Origin of the sequence: Faecalicatena fissicatena (assembly GCF_016900595.1) — a bacterium.
Classification (GTDB): domain Bacteria; phylum Bacillota; class Clostridia; order Lachnospirales; family Lachnospiraceae; genus Claveliimonas; species Claveliimonas intestinigallinarum.
In genome coordinates, this window is sequence record NZ_JACLYY010000006.1 from 65,769 (window position 1) to 84,895 (window position 19,127).

At 38.3% G+C, this 19,127-nt stretch carries 15 protein-coding genes; all 15 read left to right on the top strand.

Going from position 1 to position 19,127, the window contains the following annotated elements; all coding sequences use genetic code 11:
• Nucleotides 1-25: 25 nt before the first annotated feature.
• The 15 genes from H7U36_RS07625 to H7U36_RS07695 all read left to right on the top strand — a co-directional run bounded on the left by H7U36_RS07625 (nucleotide 26) and on the right by H7U36_RS07695 (nucleotide 19,123).
• The gene (locus H7U36_RS07625) at nucleotides 26-877 is read left to right on the top strand and encodes an NAD-dependent epimerase/dehydratase family protein (RefSeq protein ID WP_205155956.1); all 852 of its coding nucleotides are present in this window, start codon (nucleotides 26-28) and stop codon (nucleotides 875-877) included.
• Nucleotides 814-1,959, top strand: coding sequence for an acyltransferase family protein (locus H7U36_RS07630; RefSeq protein WP_205155957.1), 1,146 nt, complete (start codon nucleotides 814-816; stop codon nucleotides 1,957-1,959). Before H7U36_RS07625 ends, H7U36_RS07630 begins: the two co-directional genes overlap by 64 nt.
• Nucleotides 1,931-2,506, top strand: coding sequence for a D-sedoheptulose 7-phosphate isomerase (gmhA, locus tag H7U36_RS07635; RefSeq protein ID WP_205155958.1), 576 nt, complete (start codon nucleotides 1,931-1,933; stop codon nucleotides 2,504-2,506). The genes H7U36_RS07630 and gmhA overlap by 29 nt, the downstream gene beginning before the upstream one ends.
• A gap of 50 nt (nucleotides 2,507-2,556) precedes the next feature.
• Nucleotides 2,557-3,732 (top strand): glycosyltransferase family 9 protein, encoded by a 1,176-nt coding sequence (locus H7U36_RS07640; protein WP_205155959.1) that lies wholly within the window; start codon nucleotides 2,557-2,559, stop codon nucleotides 3,730-3,732.
• Nucleotides 3,733-3,751: 19 nt separating this feature from the next.
• A complete protein-coding gene (gene rfaE1, locus H7U36_RS07645; protein ID WP_205155960.1) occupies nucleotides 3,752-5,194 on the top strand; it encodes a D-glycero-beta-D-manno-heptose-7-phosphate kinase in 1,443 nt (480 codons plus the stop codon).
• Nucleotide 5,195: 1 nt separating this feature from the next.
• The gene (locus tag H7U36_RS07650) at nucleotides 5,196-5,750 is read left to right on the top strand and encodes a D-glycero-alpha-D-manno-heptose-1,7-bisphosphate 7-phosphatase (RefSeq protein WP_205155961.1); all 555 of its coding nucleotides are present in this window, start codon (nucleotides 5,196-5,198) and stop codon (nucleotides 5,748-5,750) included.
• 68 nt (nucleotides 5,751-5,818) lie between these two features.
• Nucleotides 5,819-7,018 (top strand): lipopolysaccharide biosynthesis protein, encoded by a 1,200-nt coding sequence (locus tag H7U36_RS07655; RefSeq protein WP_205155962.1) that lies wholly within the window; start codon nucleotides 5,819-5,821, stop codon nucleotides 7,016-7,018.
• Nucleotides 7,019-7,078: 60 nt separating this feature from the next.
• Nucleotides 7,079-7,783, top strand: a complete 705-nt coding sequence (locus H7U36_RS07660) for a glycosyltransferase family 2 protein (RefSeq protein ID WP_205155963.1) — start codon at nucleotides 7,079-7,081, stop codon at nucleotides 7,781-7,783.
• Nucleotides 7,783-8,127 carry a DUF2304 domain-containing protein gene (locus H7U36_RS07665; RefSeq protein ID WP_205155964.1) on the top strand — a complete coding sequence of 115 codons (345 nt, stop codon included), beginning with the start codon at nucleotides 7,783-7,785 and terminating at the stop codon, nucleotides 8,125-8,127. The genes H7U36_RS07660 and H7U36_RS07665 overlap by 1 nt, the downstream gene beginning before the upstream one ends.
• Nucleotides 8,120-10,276, top strand: coding sequence for a DUF7657 domain-containing protein (locus H7U36_RS07670; protein ID WP_205155965.1), 2,157 nt, complete (start codon nucleotides 8,120-8,122; stop codon nucleotides 10,274-10,276). Before H7U36_RS07665 ends, H7U36_RS07670 begins: the two co-directional genes overlap by 8 nt.
• Before the next feature lie 35 nt (nucleotides 10,277-10,311).
• On the top strand, nucleotides 10,312-14,352 hold the full coding sequence (locus H7U36_RS07675; protein ID WP_205155966.1) for a GBS Bsp-like repeat-containing protein: 4,041 nt from the start codon (nucleotides 10,312-10,314) through the stop codon (nucleotides 14,350-14,352).
• Nucleotides 14,353-14,519: 167 nt separating this feature from the next.
• On the top strand, nucleotides 14,520-15,296 hold the full coding sequence (locus H7U36_RS07680) for an ABC transporter permease (RefSeq protein ID WP_205155967.1): 777 nt from the start codon (nucleotides 14,520-14,522) through the stop codon (nucleotides 15,294-15,296).
• A 12-nt stretch (nucleotides 15,297-15,308) separates the two neighbouring features.
• Nucleotides 15,309-16,043, top strand: coding sequence for an ABC transporter ATP-binding protein (locus H7U36_RS07685; protein WP_205155968.1), 735 nt, complete (start codon nucleotides 15,309-15,311; stop codon nucleotides 16,041-16,043).
• 13 nt (nucleotides 16,044-16,056) lie between these two features.
• A complete protein-coding gene (locus H7U36_RS07690) occupies nucleotides 16,057-16,656 on the top strand; it encodes a hypothetical protein (RefSeq protein ID WP_205155969.1) in 600 nt (199 codons plus the stop codon).
• Between the two features lie 10 nt (nucleotides 16,657-16,666).
• The gene (locus H7U36_RS07695) at nucleotides 16,667-19,123 is read left to right on the top strand and encodes a glycosyltransferase family 2 protein (protein WP_205155970.1); all 2,457 of its coding nucleotides are present in this window, start codon (nucleotides 16,667-16,669) and stop codon (nucleotides 19,121-19,123) included.
• Nucleotides 19,124-19,127: the final 4 nt, after the last annotated feature.

The window sequence follows — 19,127 nt, forward strand, 5'->3', positions numbered from 1 at the left end:
TTAGTTAAAAGGAGATTGTAAAGAAATGTCGAGAATATTAGTTACAGGTGCATCCGGATACATAGGACGGCATGTTGTGGAAGAGTTACTGAAGTTAAAGCATCAGGTGCTGGTATGTGATCTGAATATGGATTGTTACGGAGATGAAGTGGAGAAAATCAGTGCTCCGATATTTGAGGATGATGCAGAGATATATAAGAAAACAGGCAGCCCAGATGTATGTATCCATATGGCGTGGAAAGATGGTTTTTCCCACAAGTCTCATGCGCATATGGAAAATCTCTCAGGCCATTATCGTTTTATAAAGAATATGTTGAGAGGAGGACTCTCTCAGATTGTGGTCATGGGGTCGATGCATGAAATTGGCTATTGGGAAGGAGCAGTAACCGAAGACACACCGGCCAACCCGCTGTCATACTATGGTATTTCTAAAAATGCTTTACGTGAGGCAACAAGAGAGCTTTGCAAGGAGTATGGGAAGATATACCAATGGGTACGCGCGTATTATGTGATGGGAGATGATTTAAAGAACCATTCGATTTTTACAAAGATTATAGAAGCTGAAAAAGAAGGGCAAGAACTCTTCCCGTTTACATCTGGAAAAAATAAATACGACTTTATTGATATCAGGGAGCTTGCCAGACAGATTTCCCTAGTTGCCTCGCAGACAGAAGTAACAGGTGTGATCAACTGTTGCTCTGGTAAACCTGTCAGTCTTGCAGATAAAGTGGAAGAATTTATAAAAGAAAATCATTTTAAGATTAAGTTGAATTATGGAGCGTTTCCGGACAGACCGTATGATTCACCCGGAATATGGGGGGATACAGCAAAAATTCAGAAGATTATCAAGGATTTTGGAAAAACTGGAGAGGAATAATTTATATGTCGCATAGGAAACTGGAACAAGCAGCAAAAGGGATGAGTTATAATCTGCATTTTATAAGATTTATAGCTGCAATGCTGGTAATTATGAGCCATTCATTTGCCTTGTCTGTTGGTGATTTTGATAATGAGTGGTTTTATGTTGCGACTGATACACAAATTACAATGGGGGCATTTGCGGTTGGTATTTTCTTTTTCTATTCGGGTTTTCTTATTATGAGGAGTCTCGAAAAAAAGTCAAAAGTCTCAGAATTTATTGTGGGCAGGTGTGTTAGGATTTTCCCGGTTCTTATAGTTGTTGTATTCTTGACTGTTTTAGTAGTAGGACCGATTGCGACTTCCTATAGTTTGCAAGAATATTTTGGCAGCAGAGGAACATATGAATATTTCTTAAACTGTATTTTTGTTTTGAAGCATACACTGCCGGGGGTTTTTGAAAATAACATATATACAGCTACTATCAATGGTGCATTATGGACTTTGCCAGTAGAATTTGTTTGCTATATCTTGTGTTTAATAGCTTGTAAAATGAAAATCCCGACTCCTCGAATAATGTGGATTACAGTTCCCATTGTTGCTGTTGGGAGTGGAGGGATTTGTTTTATTGCGGAGCGCTGGGGTATAGAAATGTTGACGACAGTGTTGTTCCCGGTTGTGTGTTTCTATGTTGGGGCGCTGATGTGCGTTTACAAGAAGCACATCATTTTAGATATGAAAATTTTTATTGCATGCTTAATTCTTTTTGCTATGTCTATTTTTATGGGAATGATGAAAATAGGTTTTGTCTTATTTTTCTTGTATGTTCTGATTTATCTGGCTTTTGGAAGCAGAAGTATGAAAGGAAAAGCATATAAACTTGGAAATTATTCATATGCCATGTATTTGTGTGGTTTTCCGATACAGCAATTGATCGTATGGGCAAATGGTGGAAGGATGGATCCGGTATATAATATGCTTATAGCTATACCGTTTATAATGGCCATTTCTGTACTTTTGTATTATTTTGTGGAAGAGAAAACAATTAATTTATATAAGGCGAGGTTAAAAAATGGAAGAAGTAATAAAAAAAGTCATTGACGAAAAAATAGATGTTTTGAATAGATTCAGAGAAGAGAGCTATATAGCACAGTTAAAAGGGATATGCCAGAGGGAAATAAAAGCATTAAAAAGCGGAAATAAAATATTGATTGCAGGAAACGGTGGATCAGCTGCAGATGCGCAGCATTTTGCGGCTGAGTTGGTAGGAAGATTTGAAACAGAAAGAAAAGGGCTTCCCGCAATAGCTCTTACAACAGATACTTCTATTTTGACAAGTGTTGGAAATGATTATTCTTACGATCACATTTTTGCTAGACAGGTAGAAGCATTAGCACTTCCGGGGGATATATTTATAGGAATATCTACCAGTGGAAATTCAGAAAATATTGTATGTGCAGTTGAAAAAGCTAAAAAAGAAGGGCTCTTTGTCATCGGACTATTGGGAAAAGATGGGGGAAGACTGAAGGATATCTGTGATGAGGCACTGATAGTACCGTCAGATAAGACTGCTCGTATCCAGGAACTTCATGAAATGTGTATACATATTATGTGTACATTCATTGATGATGCCTATAGAAATTCATAGATTGGTGAGGAAAAATGAAAGAAAATTCGTATAGTATATCAAGCTTTTTTTTGAAAATAAATCAGATGATCTGGAAAAATGCATTTTTGCAGAAAGCAAGAGTGGTTTTTTATTTTTCGGATCGCATTTTGCTGGCTGGATTAAAAAAAGCTGAACAGGGTAAAGAGGATAAAAGAAAGAAAGTTCTTCTTGTCTATAATATGGCATTGGGCGATGGAGTTATGTTTCTGGGAGTGGCAGAACATTTTCGCAGGCTTTATCCACGGGACGAATATGAGTTGACTATTGCGTGTCAGCGCGCATTCGGTGATCTGTATGCTCAGTCAGGTGTCTTTGATAAGGTTCTTCCATGTGATTTTGCTGGCTCTGTAATTAATATGAAGAACAGACGAGCGCTCTTTGCAGCTATACGGAGACAAAAATATGACATTGTTGTAGATCCTGTAGGATGTGACAATTGCACTATGAACATTTTCGTTACACGCGCTGCGATTGGGAAAAAGAAAATAGGGGTTGTAGATAAGACTCTTCCCCACATCCAATGTCCAAAATGGGTAAGAAAAAGAATATATACTGATATAATAGAAATACACAAACCTAAATTGCACTTGATCGAGTTTTATGCTGAGTTTATACGAAAATTAGGGGATGAGACCTGTGTTGCCAGACCGGCTGAGTTTGAAAGTGTTGAGCTTGGGTTTGAAATCCCAGAGAATTTTTTTATTATTTTTCCAGCAGCTAGTATGCAGGTAAAACGCTGGCCGTTAGACAGGTTTGCTTATGTGGCAAAAAAAATCCAACAAAAAACAGGGATGCCTCTTGTTGTCTGTGGAACGTCACATGACTGGCCAGTACTGGAAGAATTTTTGAAAATCATACCTGAAGTACAGACAGTTAATCTGGTGGGTAAAACGGATATCAGGAAATTTATTGAACTGATAGGACGTGCTGACCTTGTGGTTACAAATGATACAAGTGCTTATCATATAGCAGTTGCGCAAAAAAGGAAAACTGCTCTGATATGTGGTGGATACACCTATACACGATATGCAAATTATCATTATTCTCAGCAAGGCTATCCAGATCCTGTGCTGATAACTAATCCAATGAAATGTTTTGACTGTAATAATTATTGTAAATACAGCAACAGGGAAATCTTTCCATGCATTGAAGGAATATCTAAAGAGAAGGCTTGGTCAGAAATTGAGAAAATGATCGATAGGTAATATAGAGGAGAAAATATATATGAATGTTGAACTTCTAAATAATGTAAAACAGTTGAATATTCTGGTGGTCGGCGACTTTATGATCGATAAATATATTGAGGGTGATGTTACAAGGATTTCGCCGGAGGCTCCGGTACCTGTGCTTCGTGTCACTAGTAAAAAAAGTAAATTAGGTGGTGCTGGAAATGTAGTAAACAATCTTGCTATGTTGGGAGCAAAAATCAGAGTCGCTGGATGTATTGGTACAGATGAAAATGGAGATCAACTCATGAAGGAATTGGGTGAATTGGGAGTTGATACGAGATATCTGGAACAGAACGAAGATATCCAGACTATCACCAAAACCAGACTTGTATCCAAAAAACAGCAATTTTTACGATATGATGAAGAAGAAGTAAAAGATGTTCCAGAGAGCTTTTGTGGTTTGATCAGAAACAATCTGGAGGAGGTTTTCAGAGGAATACAAATTCTGGTTATTTCTGATTATGGGAAAGGGACCATTAGAAAAGAATTAAGCCAGATGCTTATTTCCTATGCAGCTCAAAATGGTATAAGCTCTCTTGTGGATCCCAAGGGAACAGATTATGAAAAATATGCAGGAGCAACTGTCTGCACACCCAATATGAATGAATTGTGTACAGTCCTTGGACGAAAAATATATACGGAAGAAGATATTGAATCATACGGGAAAGAATTGCGAAAAGAATTGAAGATAGATAATCTTATGATCACCAGATCGGAAAAAGGAATTTCGCTGATCAATAAGGAAGGAGTAAAAAAGGATTTCCCGGCTGTAGAGAAAGAAGTCATAGATGTTACGGGAGCAGGTGATACGGTTGTTTCGGCGGTGGCAGTATGCCTGGGAGTAGGGTATAGCGTTGAGGACTCTTGTGTCATTGCCAATATTGCAGCCTCTAATGTTTGTTCAAAATTCGGAGCAGCTACGCTTACCCTGAATGAACTTATCGGAGATATTATAAACAGTGGAGAGTTTAAAGAGGTAGAACTGTCAGTTGCCAGATATATTGTTAAAGGATTGAAAGAAAAAGGTAAGAAGATTGTTTTTACAAATGGCTGCTTCGATCTGCTCCACGCAGGTCACGTTGCTTCTTTTTTACAGGCAAAATCCTTTGGAGATATTTTGGTAGTTGCAGTTAACAGTGATTCCTCTGTAAAAAAGATAAAAGGTGATAAAAGACCGATTATTTCACAAAAAAATCGTGTCAAGATGCTTTGTAGTCTGGAATGTATCGACTATGTGGTAGTGATGGAAGAAACAACTCCGGAAAAAATTTTGTCAATTCTCCAACCGGATATAGTGGTTAAAGGACGTGACTGGGAAGGAAAAGAAATGCCTGAGAAAAAAGTGATTGATTCTTATGGCGGAGTGATGAAATTTATTGACCTTGAAGAGGGGCTGTCTACTACCAATATTATTCATAAAATATCTGAGGTGTATTAAATTGGAAAAGGGGAGACCGGCTGTTTTTTTAGACAGGGATGGAACGATAAATGTCGATTATGGATATGTGTATCAGCCGGAAAAACTGGAGTTTATTCCGGGCAGTATTGAAGGAATGAAATTGCTCCAATCACAGGGATTTTTGCTGATCATTGTTACAAATCAATCGGGGATAGCCAGAGGTTATTTTACTGAAGAGCAAATGAATGGATTTCATAAAGTGATGGCTGAAAAACTGGATTCCTATGGAGTGAAAATAGATGGGATATATTTTTGCCCTCATTTGGAAGGGTGTAACTGTCGGAAACCAGGAGTAGATTTGTATTACAGGGCGAAAAGAGATTTTAATATTGATTTTTCAAGATCGTATGTAATTGGTGATAATGTCAGAGATCTATCTTTGTGCAATATAGAGCCGGTAGAAGGATACTTATTGCAGCCCAAAGGTGAGAAGCAGTATTGCATCGATGAAAAATGGGCGGAACATGTAAAAGTATGTGATAATTTGTTGCAAGCAGCCCAGGATATTGTTGGTTCAAGAAATGAGGAATTATGATACATAAACTAATATATTCGTACGTCAACCGAGGCCAGGTATCTGAAAAAAAGAATTTTTTGTGGAATATGATAGGAAGCGGTGTTTATGCTGCATCGTCCATGTTGCTGTCTTTGGTTGTGATCAAGATGGTTGGAGCCAGCCAGGGTGGTATATTTTCCATAGCAATCACACTTAGTCAAATGTTGGTATACATAGCGTATTTTGAGACCAGAACATTTCAGGTGACGGATTCTACTAATAAATTTACCTTTTCGGAATATCATACAACTAAAATTTTCCTGTGTCTGATAATGATTCTGACCAGTGCTGTCTATGTGTTTGTTATTCAGCAATATTATCTGGAAAAAGCAATAATCGTTTTTCTAGTATGTCTTTTAAGATTTCAGGATGGATATGCGGATGTGTATGAAGCTCAACTTCAGAAACAAGGCCGCCTGGATCTGGCAGGAAAATCATTGGCTTATCGCACGATATTGTTTTCGGTTTCGCTGTGTGTTAGTCTGCTTTTGACAGATGATTTGATTTTATCTCTGATTGTTTCTAATATTTTTGGCCTGGCAGGTGTTTGGATATTTGATATTGAAGTCATGGGAGTTGTCGGAAAAATATCCATCACACGGGATATGGAAAAAGTAAAACAGATCATAGTATCGTGTGTTCCGCTTTTTGTAGGCGTTTTTTGTTGGACATATATTCTCAGTGCTTCCAGGATTGCTATTGATGGCAATATGGCAAGTGAATTTCAGTCATATTACCAAGTGATTTTCATGCCGGTGTCCGTGATCAATTTGTTCGCTCAATTCCTGTTCCGCCCGCTGCTTCCCAGATTTGCGGAAGATTACAATTCGAAAAAATATGCGGATTTTTACGGACTATTAAGAAAAGGAATTGCAGGAATTTTTGTTTTGACAGTTATATGTATGGCTGGGGCATATGTTTTGGGAATTCCGGTTTTGTCTGTTTTATCTGGATGTAAACTGGATGATTATAGAGGGGAATTAGTCTTTCTGGTTTTTGCTGGAGGATTCAATGCAGTTAGTTTTACTTTCTATTATATTCTGACAGTGATGAGAGAAACCAAAGGTATCCTTGTAAACTATCTTATTGCAGCATTTGCTGCGTTCGTTATTTCCTCGCCCATGGTAAGGACGTTTGGAATACCGGGAGCTGCATGGAGTTACTTTGTTGTTGTGCTCTTGCTTTGTTTCCTTTTCATGGGTACTATATATAGAAGATATAGAAAGGATATAAGAACGCTTAATTGACTTCTTTGGTTTGCCTTTATATAATAATAGAGATTGAAAATAACAGAAGAGGATGTTGATATGAAAAAATTAGTGATAATTCCTGCGTATAATGAAAGCGCCAGCATTCAGAAAACAGTAGAGGATATACGGAGAAAAGCACAAGATTTTGATTATGTTGTGATCAATGACTGTTCTGTAGATAATACACGCGAAATATGTGAAAATTTAAATTATAACATTGTAAATCTTCCGGTTAATCTTGGAATCGGCGGAGCGGTTCAGACAGGTTATAAATACGGAGTGAGAAATGGCTATGACCTTGCGGTTCAGGTGGATGGAGACGGACAGCATGATCCAAGATTCCTGAGCAAAATGTCAGAATATCTTTTGGAAACAGGTGCGGATATGGTGATTGGTTCCAGGTTTATTGAGAAAGAAGGCTTTCAGTCTTCTGGTGCCAGGCGGGCAGGTATCAAATACTTTACTTTTCTGATCAGACTTTTGACCGGGAAAACGGTTACAGATCCCACATCTGGCCTTCGCATGGTGAACAGAGACATTATGGAAATGTTTGCCCAGGATTATCCAAAAGATTATCCGGAACCAGAAAGCGTGGTGGCTGTACTGCGGAGAGGGAAAAAAGTAAAAGAGATTCCTGTGGTCATGAGAGAGAGAAATGGGGGAGTTTCTTCGATTTCTCTAAAGAAGTCAGTCTACTATATGATAAAGGTTTCTCTGGCTATTTTAATTGAAAAAATGCGGCCGCGAGGAGGAAAGTCATAATGAATATTCGTTTGCAGATCATCATAGCAGTTATTATTTTGGTGGCATTAGGGTTTATAATTAATATGATACGGAAAAAATCTCTTGAATTACGTTATGCACTGGCATGGCTCATAGTAGGTGTGGGGGTTCTGATACTGGATATTTTTCCGGAACTTATGACTAAGCTGGCAGCAATGCTGGGAATTTATTCGCCGGTAAACATGTTGTTTTTCCTGGGATTCTGTTTTGCGCTTGTTATTATATTTATCCTTACTGTTGCGGTCTCAAGAATGTCCATCCGGATTAAGAATTTAACCCAGGAATTGGCGTTGCATGAGAGGGAAAATAAGGCTGATGATTGATGAGGATGTGTTTATGTTTCGTAAGAAGACTTTTTCAAAAAAGTGGGTGCAGATTATAATTCTTTTACTTCTGTCTATAAGCTGGGCACTGATTATATCAACAGTTGTCACAGGTCGTCTTTGGCAAATAGATACTCTTCAGAGTAACTTAGCTAATTTGCCTATATGGCTTACTTTAAATAGGGCATATATTTTGTTTTTTGTTCTTTTTTATCTGGGGTTGCATTTTATTTTCTCAATTAGAGACATGTATAAATGGATATTTGAGAAAAGATGGATTCTAGGCGTTTTGTTACTTGTATTTTTAACTGTTAATCGTTACCATGGCGATTCTATTGGAGTTTATAATGAATGGATACAACCTGGAGAGGGGACAGCAGCTTCTATTCCAATAGTAGGGGAAACAAGAGATATAAGATCGGACGAATTCCTAGTAACTACTCCCGCTGTGCTTGCGTCGACATATGGGGATGATGCATATGGAAAATATAATAATATTTTGCGGGGAACGGATACACTTAATATTATTAATGGAGTTTATGGTGGATATGCTACGCTCGGTTACGCACCATGGGAACTGGTTTATTTAATTTTACCTGTAGAAAATGCGTTTAGTTTCTGTTGGTTTGCTCCGCTGATTTTTGGTTTCTTAATGGTAATGGAGCTATTTTGTATTATAAGTAAGAAGAATAAGCTGATATCTGTAATGGGAGCATTTTTGGTTATATGCTCATCGTTTTATTTGTGGTGGGGGTTTTCGCCATATTATGTTGCAGGGCCGGGGACTATCGTTTGTTTGTATTATTTTTTAAACAGTGATAAGAGTTGGAAAAAACTATTATATGCCTTAGGGACAGCTGTGTGTTTCAGCATTTTTGTTACAAATTTGTATCCTGCGTGGCAAGTTCCATTAGGATATTTATTTCTGGCAGTAGGAGTATGGATGTTATATGAAAACTGGCAGAAGGTTAAGAAACTGAGAGGAAAAGATTGGGCAATTGTGGGCGGATGTGTTTTATTTATGCTTTCGCTCATTGCCTCATACTTTTTGGTATCCCAGGATTATATTCAAGCTATATCGGCTACGGTCTATCCTGGGGAGAGAGTAGACAATGGCTCATTTAGTTTGTACAAATTGATGTTCTATTCTCAGGTTCCGTTTTATGCATATCAAGAAATAGGAAATGCAAGTGAAACGGGAGTGTTTTTTAGTCTTTTTCCGATTCCAACCATAATGGCAGCATATATGTGGATAAAGCAGAAGAAAAAAGATTGGCTTATTGGTGGTCTGCTTTTGGTGGAAATTCCGATGCTAATATATGTGACAGTAGGGTTGCCGGAAATAGTTGCTAAAGTACTCCTGTTTTCGAATTCGACGGCGATAAGAACTGCGGATATTTTAGGACTGATTCAAATAGTGCTGATAGTTGCGATTTTGTCCAGGCGTAGTGAATGTGTGAAAATGCCTGTGTTTTTAGCAGTGATTTTGAGTATGATTACTGGAGGATTGGCGATATTTGTTTCCCAAAAGTATTATCCAGAATATTTGAACAGTATGCAATGTGTTTTGATGTTTGTAATCATAGTGTTGTTTTGTGTGGGATTGATTTTGGAATTAAAGCCACGGACAAAAGCGCTACTTGCTTTTGGATTTATTGCTGTTTCAATATTTACCGGAATATATATTCGTCCAGTGATGAAAGGGTTGGACGCTATATATACTAAACCTGTTGCAAAAGAAATCCAGGAAATACAGAAAGAGGATGAAAATGCAAAATGGATTACGATAGGATTGGAACCAGTTTTATCCGCTTTTTCTGTCTCGTGCGGAGCACCAACAGTCAACTCTACTAATATTTATCCAAATCTAAAACTGTGGGAAAGTCTAGATGCTGAAGGCGAGTATGAGAGTATTTATAATCGATATGCACATATAACGGTAGAATTAACAGAGAATGAAACTGCTTTTGAAACTATTCAGGCAGACTGGATAAGGGTTAAGATTTCTTATGCAGATTTGTCGAAAACCGGTGTGAATTATTTGATGACTGGAGGGGAGATTGAACTTAAACTGGATAATGGATATGCAGAATTTGAAAAAACATATGAGCAAAGCGGAATAGCAATATATAAAATTTCGTATCTATAAACTCAAAATATGTATATGGAAAGGAGAGGATATCTATGAGTAGTAAAAGGAAAATTGCAGGTTTGCTTTCTATAGTAATGATGATTAGTTTACTATTCGGAACAAATATATATGCGGCTGATGACACAACTGTTGATAATATGAATATTACCGACAGTATTGACAGTAGTGTTTCGAATGAAACGGATACTAATGAAACAAAGAAAGATGGTACTGATCAAGAAACAGTGGATCAAGATATATCCGTTATAAATAGCGATAACATACAAGATGATGATAATAATGTAACTGGCAATGAAGAAAATATTAATACAGAGAGTGAGGAAAATGCAGGTGGTATCTCTTCTGTTGCACAGGGATTGATAAATTATGTTAGCGTTGATTACCCGTATCTCGAGGCACCCAATGAACAGAATGTTGTTGTTTCATATGGTGATGGAAGTGAAAATGTGACAGATGCCAGACTTCTTTACCAGTCAGAAGAAGGGGATATACTAGAAATGTCTCTTTCTAAACACGAGAGGGAACTATTTCTTTTCTCAGATAGTTTTGGTGAAACAGATACCGGTGTATATACTCTGACAGATTTTATCTATGTTCAGGATGCTGTGGAACAGACAATCCATCTTTCGGATATTGGAATTGAGTCGATGTTTGGAGTTAATGAGGAATATCCCGGCTATGGTAAGGCAAATGATGAGAGTGTAGACGATGCTGATGCTCAAGAACTAGCAATATCTGTTGTAGATGTGAAAACGGGGGAAGTCACAGAGGCGGAAGATGATATAGAAAATGCGATTACGGCAACGGAAAAACAGGTAAATAGTATACAAAAAAGCAGAGCAGCAGTACAGAAGTCGGATGATCTTGTTGTTGTGCTTGATCCGGGACATGGTGGAAGTGATGGAGGAGCATCTGCCAATGGATTAGTGGAGAGTATTCTAACCTTGAAAATTGCTCAGTATTGCAAGGAGGAACTGGAACAGTATAGTGGCGTAACAGTGCGCATGACTAGAACTGATAATAATACTTACTTGACCGTTAAGGAACGGGTGGACATGTATTGCAATGAGGCAGATGTTCTGGTAAGTATACATATTAATTCCTCGACTTCTTCAGAGGCCAATGGAGCAGAAGTAATCTATCCCAATGCAAATTATAATCCCACTGTTCATGAACCAGGGAGAAATCTTGCTCAGCAGATTCAGAATCAGTTGGTTTCTCTGGGATTGACGAATAGAGGAATTTATTTTAGAGATACAGTAAATGATACGTATCCAAATGGAACTAAACAGGATTACTACGGAATTGTACGCTACAGCAAAGAGTATGGCTTCCCGGGAATTATTGTAGAGCATGCTTTTATTTCTAATCCGAGTGATGCGGCAAAGCTTTCTCAGGAGAGCTTTTTAAAGCAGTTGGGTATTGCGGATGCAACCGGTATTGCTAATGCTTATGGGCTTTCGAAAAATCCTGAGGCTAATGTCTATAATAAAAATGATTATGAGGGCACCCTGCAACTGCGGGTTACAGGTGTGGGAAGTGGCGCAAATGTGGCTGTCTGGAGCGAAGAAGGTGGCCAGGATGATATACATTGGTATTCCTTTGCTGGTAGTTCCCAAACGATAGATATTGATATAGCTGATTATAAGAATACAAAGGGAAAATATTTTGTACATGTATATACTTTAGATAATACTCAGATGCTATGTACTTCATCCTTTTATTTTTCTACAGATACTAGTAGCAAAGTGACGGGTGAATCTTTAAGCGGGGAGGAAAAAGAGTATTCGATTACAGTGGAATTCGCTGATATGCCAGATTCCATTACAGACATTTCTATCCCAGTTTGGCATGCAACTGATCAGAGTGATATTATATGGCATACAGCCAAGAAAATATCAGAGAACACATGGCAGACAACGGTGAATATTGATGATTACAAAGCCAGCGGCAGTTATACGGCGTATGTATACGCAACAGTTGAAGATGGCTCCAGATATTTGATTGGGAATACTGGATTTACTGTTTCTGAAGTTTCTTTTTCCGTTCGGACAGACAATTATAGCCAGACAGCCGGAACCTTTGACGTGTTCGTGGAGAATATATCTTCGGTATCAGGAGTGGACAGAGTACAGATACCTGTATGGAGCGCATCGGACCAGAGCAATATCGTGTGGTACGACGGGCAGAGGCAGGAGAATGGAAGCTATAAAGTGACAGTCAATATAGCGGATCATAATTATGGAACGGGATCATATAAAGTGCACGTATATCTGACCGCAGGGAATGGAGTGACAGGGTTTGCATCGACCAGCCAGGAAGTACAGCTGCCGGAGATGAAGATCAGTGCGGAGAACCTGGACGGGAAAGAGATGGAGTATAGCCTGAAGATTACGAATGCGGGACAGATCAGGGGACTGAGGAGTGTCCAGTTTGCGACATGGAGTAAGGAAGGCGGCCAGGATGATATAATCTGGTATAGTGGCCGGAAGAGCGGCGTGAGCGACTGGGAAGCGACAGCGTCCATACAGAACCATAAGACAGCGGGAGAGTATGCGGTGCATGTTTATGGAACGCTGCTGGATGGCAGCCTAAAGCTGCTCGGGACAACGGAATATACGGTGAGCAGCCCGCAGCTGTCCGTTCGGACAGACAATTATAATCAGACAGCCGGAACCTTTGATGTGTTCGTGGAGAATATATCTTCCGCATCAGGTGTGGATAGAGTGCAGATACCTGTATGGAGCGCATCAGACCAGAGCAATATCGTGTGGTATGATGGACAGAGACAGGCAGATGGGAGCTATAAAACGACAGTCAATATAGCAGATCATGCTTATGGGACAGGAACATATAAGGTACACGTTTATCTGACCGCAGGGAATGGAGTGACAGGGTTTACATCGACCAGCCAGGAAGTACAGCTGCCGGAGATGAAGATCAGTGCGGAGAACCTGGACGGGAAAGAGATGGAGTATAGCCTGAAGATTACGAATGCGGGACAGATCAGGGGACTGAGGAGTGTCCAGTTTGCGACATGGAGTAAGGAAGGCGGCCAGGATGATATAATCTGGTATAGTGGCCGGAAGAGTGGCGTGAGCGACTGGGAGGCGACAGCATCCATACAGAATCATAAGACAGCAGGAGAATATGAAGTGCATGTCTATGGTACGTTGTTGGATGGTAGCCTGAAGCTGCTTGGGACAACAAAATTTTATGTTTCAAATGCAACAGCGAGCGAGGTTGTGGACACAGATTACGATAGTACGACAGGAAGTTTTAATGTGAGAATATCCGGAATCGAACCCTCTGATTTGATAAGCAGAGTACAGGTCCCTGTTTGGTCTGCTTCTAATCAAAGTGATATTGTATGGTATGATGCAAAAAAACAGGGGGATGGCACATGGGTGGCTAATGTAGATCCAATTTTTCATAACTTTAATTCAAGGAACTATACAGCACATGTATATGTTACACTGTTAAATGGAGTGCAAGCCCTTGTGGGAACTACATCACAGAATGTAGTGTCGACAAAATATTATACTATTATGGGAGATACAACGGTTACTATATCGCAAATGGTTAGATATTTTAATTCCAGTGGGGCCAGTTATCCTGCACAGGAATTACAAGGAGGGGGAGCAGGAAACCTGGAAACCTTTTGTCAGATTTATTTAGAAGAAGCACAGGCGGAAGGTGTTAGAGCAGAGGTGGCGTTTGCTCAGGCAATGAAAGAGACGGGGTGGTTAAGGTTTGGCGGAATAGTCAGGATTGACCAGTTCAACTTTGCGGGTATTGGGGCTGTAGATGGCAATGCACAGGGGAATTGTGCTTCTTTTCGGGATGTTCGGACTGGAGTAAGAGCCCAGATACAGCATTTAAAAGCGTACGCTTCTACAGAACCACTAAATAACGGATGCGAAGATCCAAGGTTTAATCTGGTGTTAAGAGGAGTTGCACCATATGTTGAGTGGCTTGGAATAAAAGAAAATCCTCAGGGAGCCGGTTGGGCTTCAGCCGCCAATTATGGAATAGATATAGTCAACATGATAAAGATAATGAAGACTATGTGAAGTTGAAAATTGCTCTTCCCGATGCTATAATGCTTTTATAGAAAATATATAGAAAGGTTTTAACTATGTATATTTTTTATAAACATTTAAAAGTAAGGAAAAGAAGGACGAAAACAGCAGTATCGAAAGGTACTGCTAGTTTTCGTTATGAAATAGGAGGATAGATTTTGTCAAAATATATTCAAAATTTTAGAAAGTTTATCCCGTTGCTGGAAGAACTGGTGGCGAGAGATATAAAGATTAAATATAGGAGATCTGTTCTGGGGGTTCTTTGGACCTTGTTAAATCCATTATGCATGATGATAGTACTTTCTGTTGTGTTTTCTAACCTGTTCAGATATGATATTGAAAACTTCCCATTATATATTATGAGCGGGCAGGTGATTTTCAATTTCTTTTCGGATGCTACAACAAGTGCGATGTCATCAATTGTATCAAGTGCTGCTTTGATTAAAAAGGTATATGTGCCTAAATATTTGTTTGTTTTGTCAAATGTATTTTCAAGCTTTATTAATTTAATGGCTTCATTTACTGCCTTAATATTAGTCATGATTGTGACAAGAGCGGAATTACATTGGACGATATTATTGGTACCTGTACCGCTGATTTTTATTGTCTTTTTCTCTTTGGGAGTAGGGTTGATATTGGCCGCAATCACTGTGAAATTTAGAGATATTATGCACTTGTACTCCGTTTTTACCATGGCGTTGATGTACTTGACTCCAGTTATCTATCCTATGTCTATGCTCCCAGAGTGGTTAAATAAAATTGTAATGCTGAATCCAATTACCAACATTTTGATTATGTTTAGAAATGTCATGCTGAATAATATTATTTTTGACTGGACTTCTATTCTTATTGCGTTTTTGGAGACTGCACTAATGCTTAGTCTGGGATTGTGGATTTTCTATAAGAATCAGGATCAGTTTATATTGAATTTATAGAGGTGATGACACATGGATAATAAAGTGATGGTAAAGGTAGACAATGTTTCTATGAAATTCAACCTATCTTCAGAGAAATTTGATAGCTTTAAGGAGTATGTGATAAAAAGCATTAAGAACCAGGTTTCCTTCGAAGAGTTTTGGGCTTTAAAAAATGTGTCTTTTGAGGTATTAAAAGGTGATGCTTTGGGGTTGATTGGATTGAATGGCAGCGGGAAGAGTACAATGCTGAAGACGATTGCCGGAGTGTTAAAGCCTACGGAAGGGACAGTAACAGTTTATGGAACGGTGGCGCCATTGATTGAACTTGGCGCTGGTTTCGATATGGACCTAACTGCACGAGAAAATGTTTTTCTGAATGGAGCACTGTTAGGACATTCACGTAAGGAGATGGAAGAATACTATGAGGATATAGTGAGCTTTTCAGAACTCCGAGATTTTATGGATGTTCCTGTGAAAAACTTTTCATCAGGAATGGTTTCAAGACTCGGATTTGCTATAGCGACAATCGGGACTCCTGATATACTTATCGTAGATGAAGTGCTGGCGGTAGGTGATTTCCGGTTTCAGGAAAAGTGTGAGGAGAGAATACAGGATATGGTTCGTAAGGGGACGACAATTCTTTTTGTATCACACAGTATACAGCAGGTGAAGAAGATATGTAACAAGATTGCATGGCTGGAAAAAGGAAAGCTAAAACGTTTCGGCGATGCGCAGACTATATGCAGCGAATATGAAAATTCGTAGACAGAGGTAAAAAATGAAAAAAATCAAAAAAATTATAGTTCTAATTATTGTAGTTGTATGCGCTTTTGTTTATGCCCATATAACCAAAATGAATTTGATATATGATAAAACAATTGACAGCAGCGAATATTTATCTATGGGAGATATTGGTGGCGCTGAGGTTGAGCAGAATTTTCAGTGCCGTGAAAATACGTTGGATGGTATAGAGGTTAAATGTCAGATTTTGGGAGAGGTCTCGGATGTGATTGTACATTATAATCTGGTGGATAATGAGTCTGGCGTAGTTGTTGCTGAGGGGGAAAAAGCTGCATCGGAAATTGAAAGTACAAAGTTTAATCCATTTGTTTTTGATACTGTCATGGGATGCAAGGACAAAAGCTATAAGTTTGTTATTTGGTCTGAAAATACAACTGATACAGATGGTGTTTCTTTCTATTATCAAGAAGGCGTGGAAGATAAGACAGGGCTTGTTATAGATGGAAACGATACGCAAGGTACAATGATCATGAGAACAATGACAGACAGATTTGACGTAGAAACTTTTTCTATTGTTATGATTTTTGCTGCATTTATTTACGGTTTTATGAAGTTTTTATATAAATTATTTAAGTAGGTGACAAAATATGAGTGAAAACAAAAACGAGTTTAAGATTATTAGGTATCGATTAAGGGTTGGAAAACCAAACACATTGCTAGTACAAGGCTGGTTTACAGACAATGACATTGGTGAAAATGAATTGTTGTTCCTTTTGGATGATAAACGTTTGCCAGTGAAAATAACGACAAAAGAAGGAATGGAAATAAGGAAGAAACATTTAGCTGATTCTTATGGAATAGATAAAGAGTACTATTTTTGGGTTGCTATTCCTGAAAAGCTGAGGGATAGTCAGTTTGTCCGCGTGTTTGAGAATAAGGGCGGAAAAAACAGACTGAGCTATGCAATTCCGTGTGCAAAGATTAATAAACTACGAAAAAAAGTAGATAAGTATGTAGAGAATCCTAAAATTGATGACGGAAAGGTGACTATTACAGGATGGTACATTTCTGTTGGGGAGAAAGCCGATATATCAATTAAAGGAGATAAAGGACAAAAGCTTTCCTTTGATCTGAAGGAGGTGTTTCGGCAGGATGTAAAAATGGAATTCCCAGATGCACTGGATGAGCAAATTCATGGCTTTAAGATTGAACTGGGAACAGTAAAGGATAAAACAATCAATATCTGTATTCATGATGGTGCTAAAGCGTCTTCGTACAAATGTGAAATTCATCCTTCTGCATTGAAAAAAGGTGTAATGAAAGTAAATGCGCTTTGTGTTAAGAGCAGGGCTTATTTCAACAATAATGGTTTGAAAAAAACGATCAAAAGAAGTATTGTAAAGATATTTAAGCTGGATGAAAATAATTATAAAGAATGGATGAAGAAATATCGACCAACACAGGAAGAGCTTGAAAAACAGGCACATACTGAGTTTGAAATAAAACCTAAATTCAGTATTTTAGTACCGGTTTACAAAACTCCCTTAAATTATTTAAATGAAATGATTCAGTCGGTTCAGGCGCAGACTTATAGTAATTGGGAATTGTGCCTTTCAGATGGGAGTGGTGCCCTGAATTCTGCTTTGAGTAAGGCTTTGGAGAACTATTGCAAAGCTGATGAAAGAATTAAAGTCTGCTTTAGTAAAGAACCCCTTCAAATATCAGCGAATACTAATATGGCGATGGGATTAGCGGAAGGGGATTATATTGTTTTCGCAGATCACGATGATCTGCTGACTCCAGATGCCTTGTTTGAATGTGCTAAAGCGATTAATCAGTACCCGGATATTGATGTGTTGTATTCCGATGAAGACAAAATATCCATGGATGGAAAAGAATATTTTGACCCGCATTTTAAGACTGATTTTAATATTGATTTATTATGTTCAATGAATTATATTTGCCATTTGTTTGTAGTAAAGAAGAATATTGTTGGGCAAATAGGGCTTTTGAGAAGCGAGTATGACGGCGCACAGGACTATGATTTTGTATTAAGAAGTGTAGAGCAGGCAAAACATATATATCATATTCCCAAGGTTTTATATCACTGGCGTGCACATAAGGATTCTACGTCTGAAAATCCAGAAAGCAAGCTGTATGCTTTTGAGGCCGGAGCAAAAGCGGTTCAGGCTCATTATGACCGTGTTGGGATTAAGGCGAAAGTACGGCAGGGTGAATATCTTGGCCTTTATAAGACAGATCATATTCTTACAGATCATCCGATGATTTCAATTATTATACCGAATAAGGATCATATAGATGATCTTGATAAATGTATTAGCTCTATTGAAAGCAAGACTGCGTATGATAATTATGAATATATTATTGTAGAGAATAATAGCGAGAAGGAAGAGACTTTTAAATATTATAAGGATTTAGAACAGGCAAATAGTAAAGTAAAAGTTGTATATTGGAAGGATGAGTTTAACTATTCAGCGATTAACAATTTTGGAGCAGGTTTTGCAAATGGCGATTATTTGCTGCTACTTAACAACGACACAGAAATTATTAATGACAATTGCCTGGAAGAGTTATTAGGATATTGTATGCATGATAATGTGGGAGCTGTGGGTGCTAGGCTATATTATGATGATGATACTATTCAGCACGCCGGCGTTATTGTAGGATTTGGTGGAATAGCTGGACATGCATTTATTGGGCTGCCAAGGAGCGCAAACGGATATTTTTCCAGAATTATATGTGCCCAAGATTTAAGCGCTGTAACAGCGGCCTGCATGATGGTAAAGAAAAGTGTCTTTGAAGAAGTGGGAGGATTTGACGAGAACCTGAAAGTGGCATTTAATGACATTGATTTATGTATGAAGATACGAAACGCAGGTTATCTCATAGTTTATAATCCATATGCCGAATTATATCATTATGAATCAAAATCCAGAGGCTTGGAGGATACAAAAGAGAAAGTAGAGAGATTTAACAGTGAAATTGCAACATTTGCTGGAAAATGGCCGGATATATTAAAAAATGGCGATCCATATTATAATCCAAATTTGTCCATGGAAAGGTGCGACTTTAGTTTGAAATAAAAAG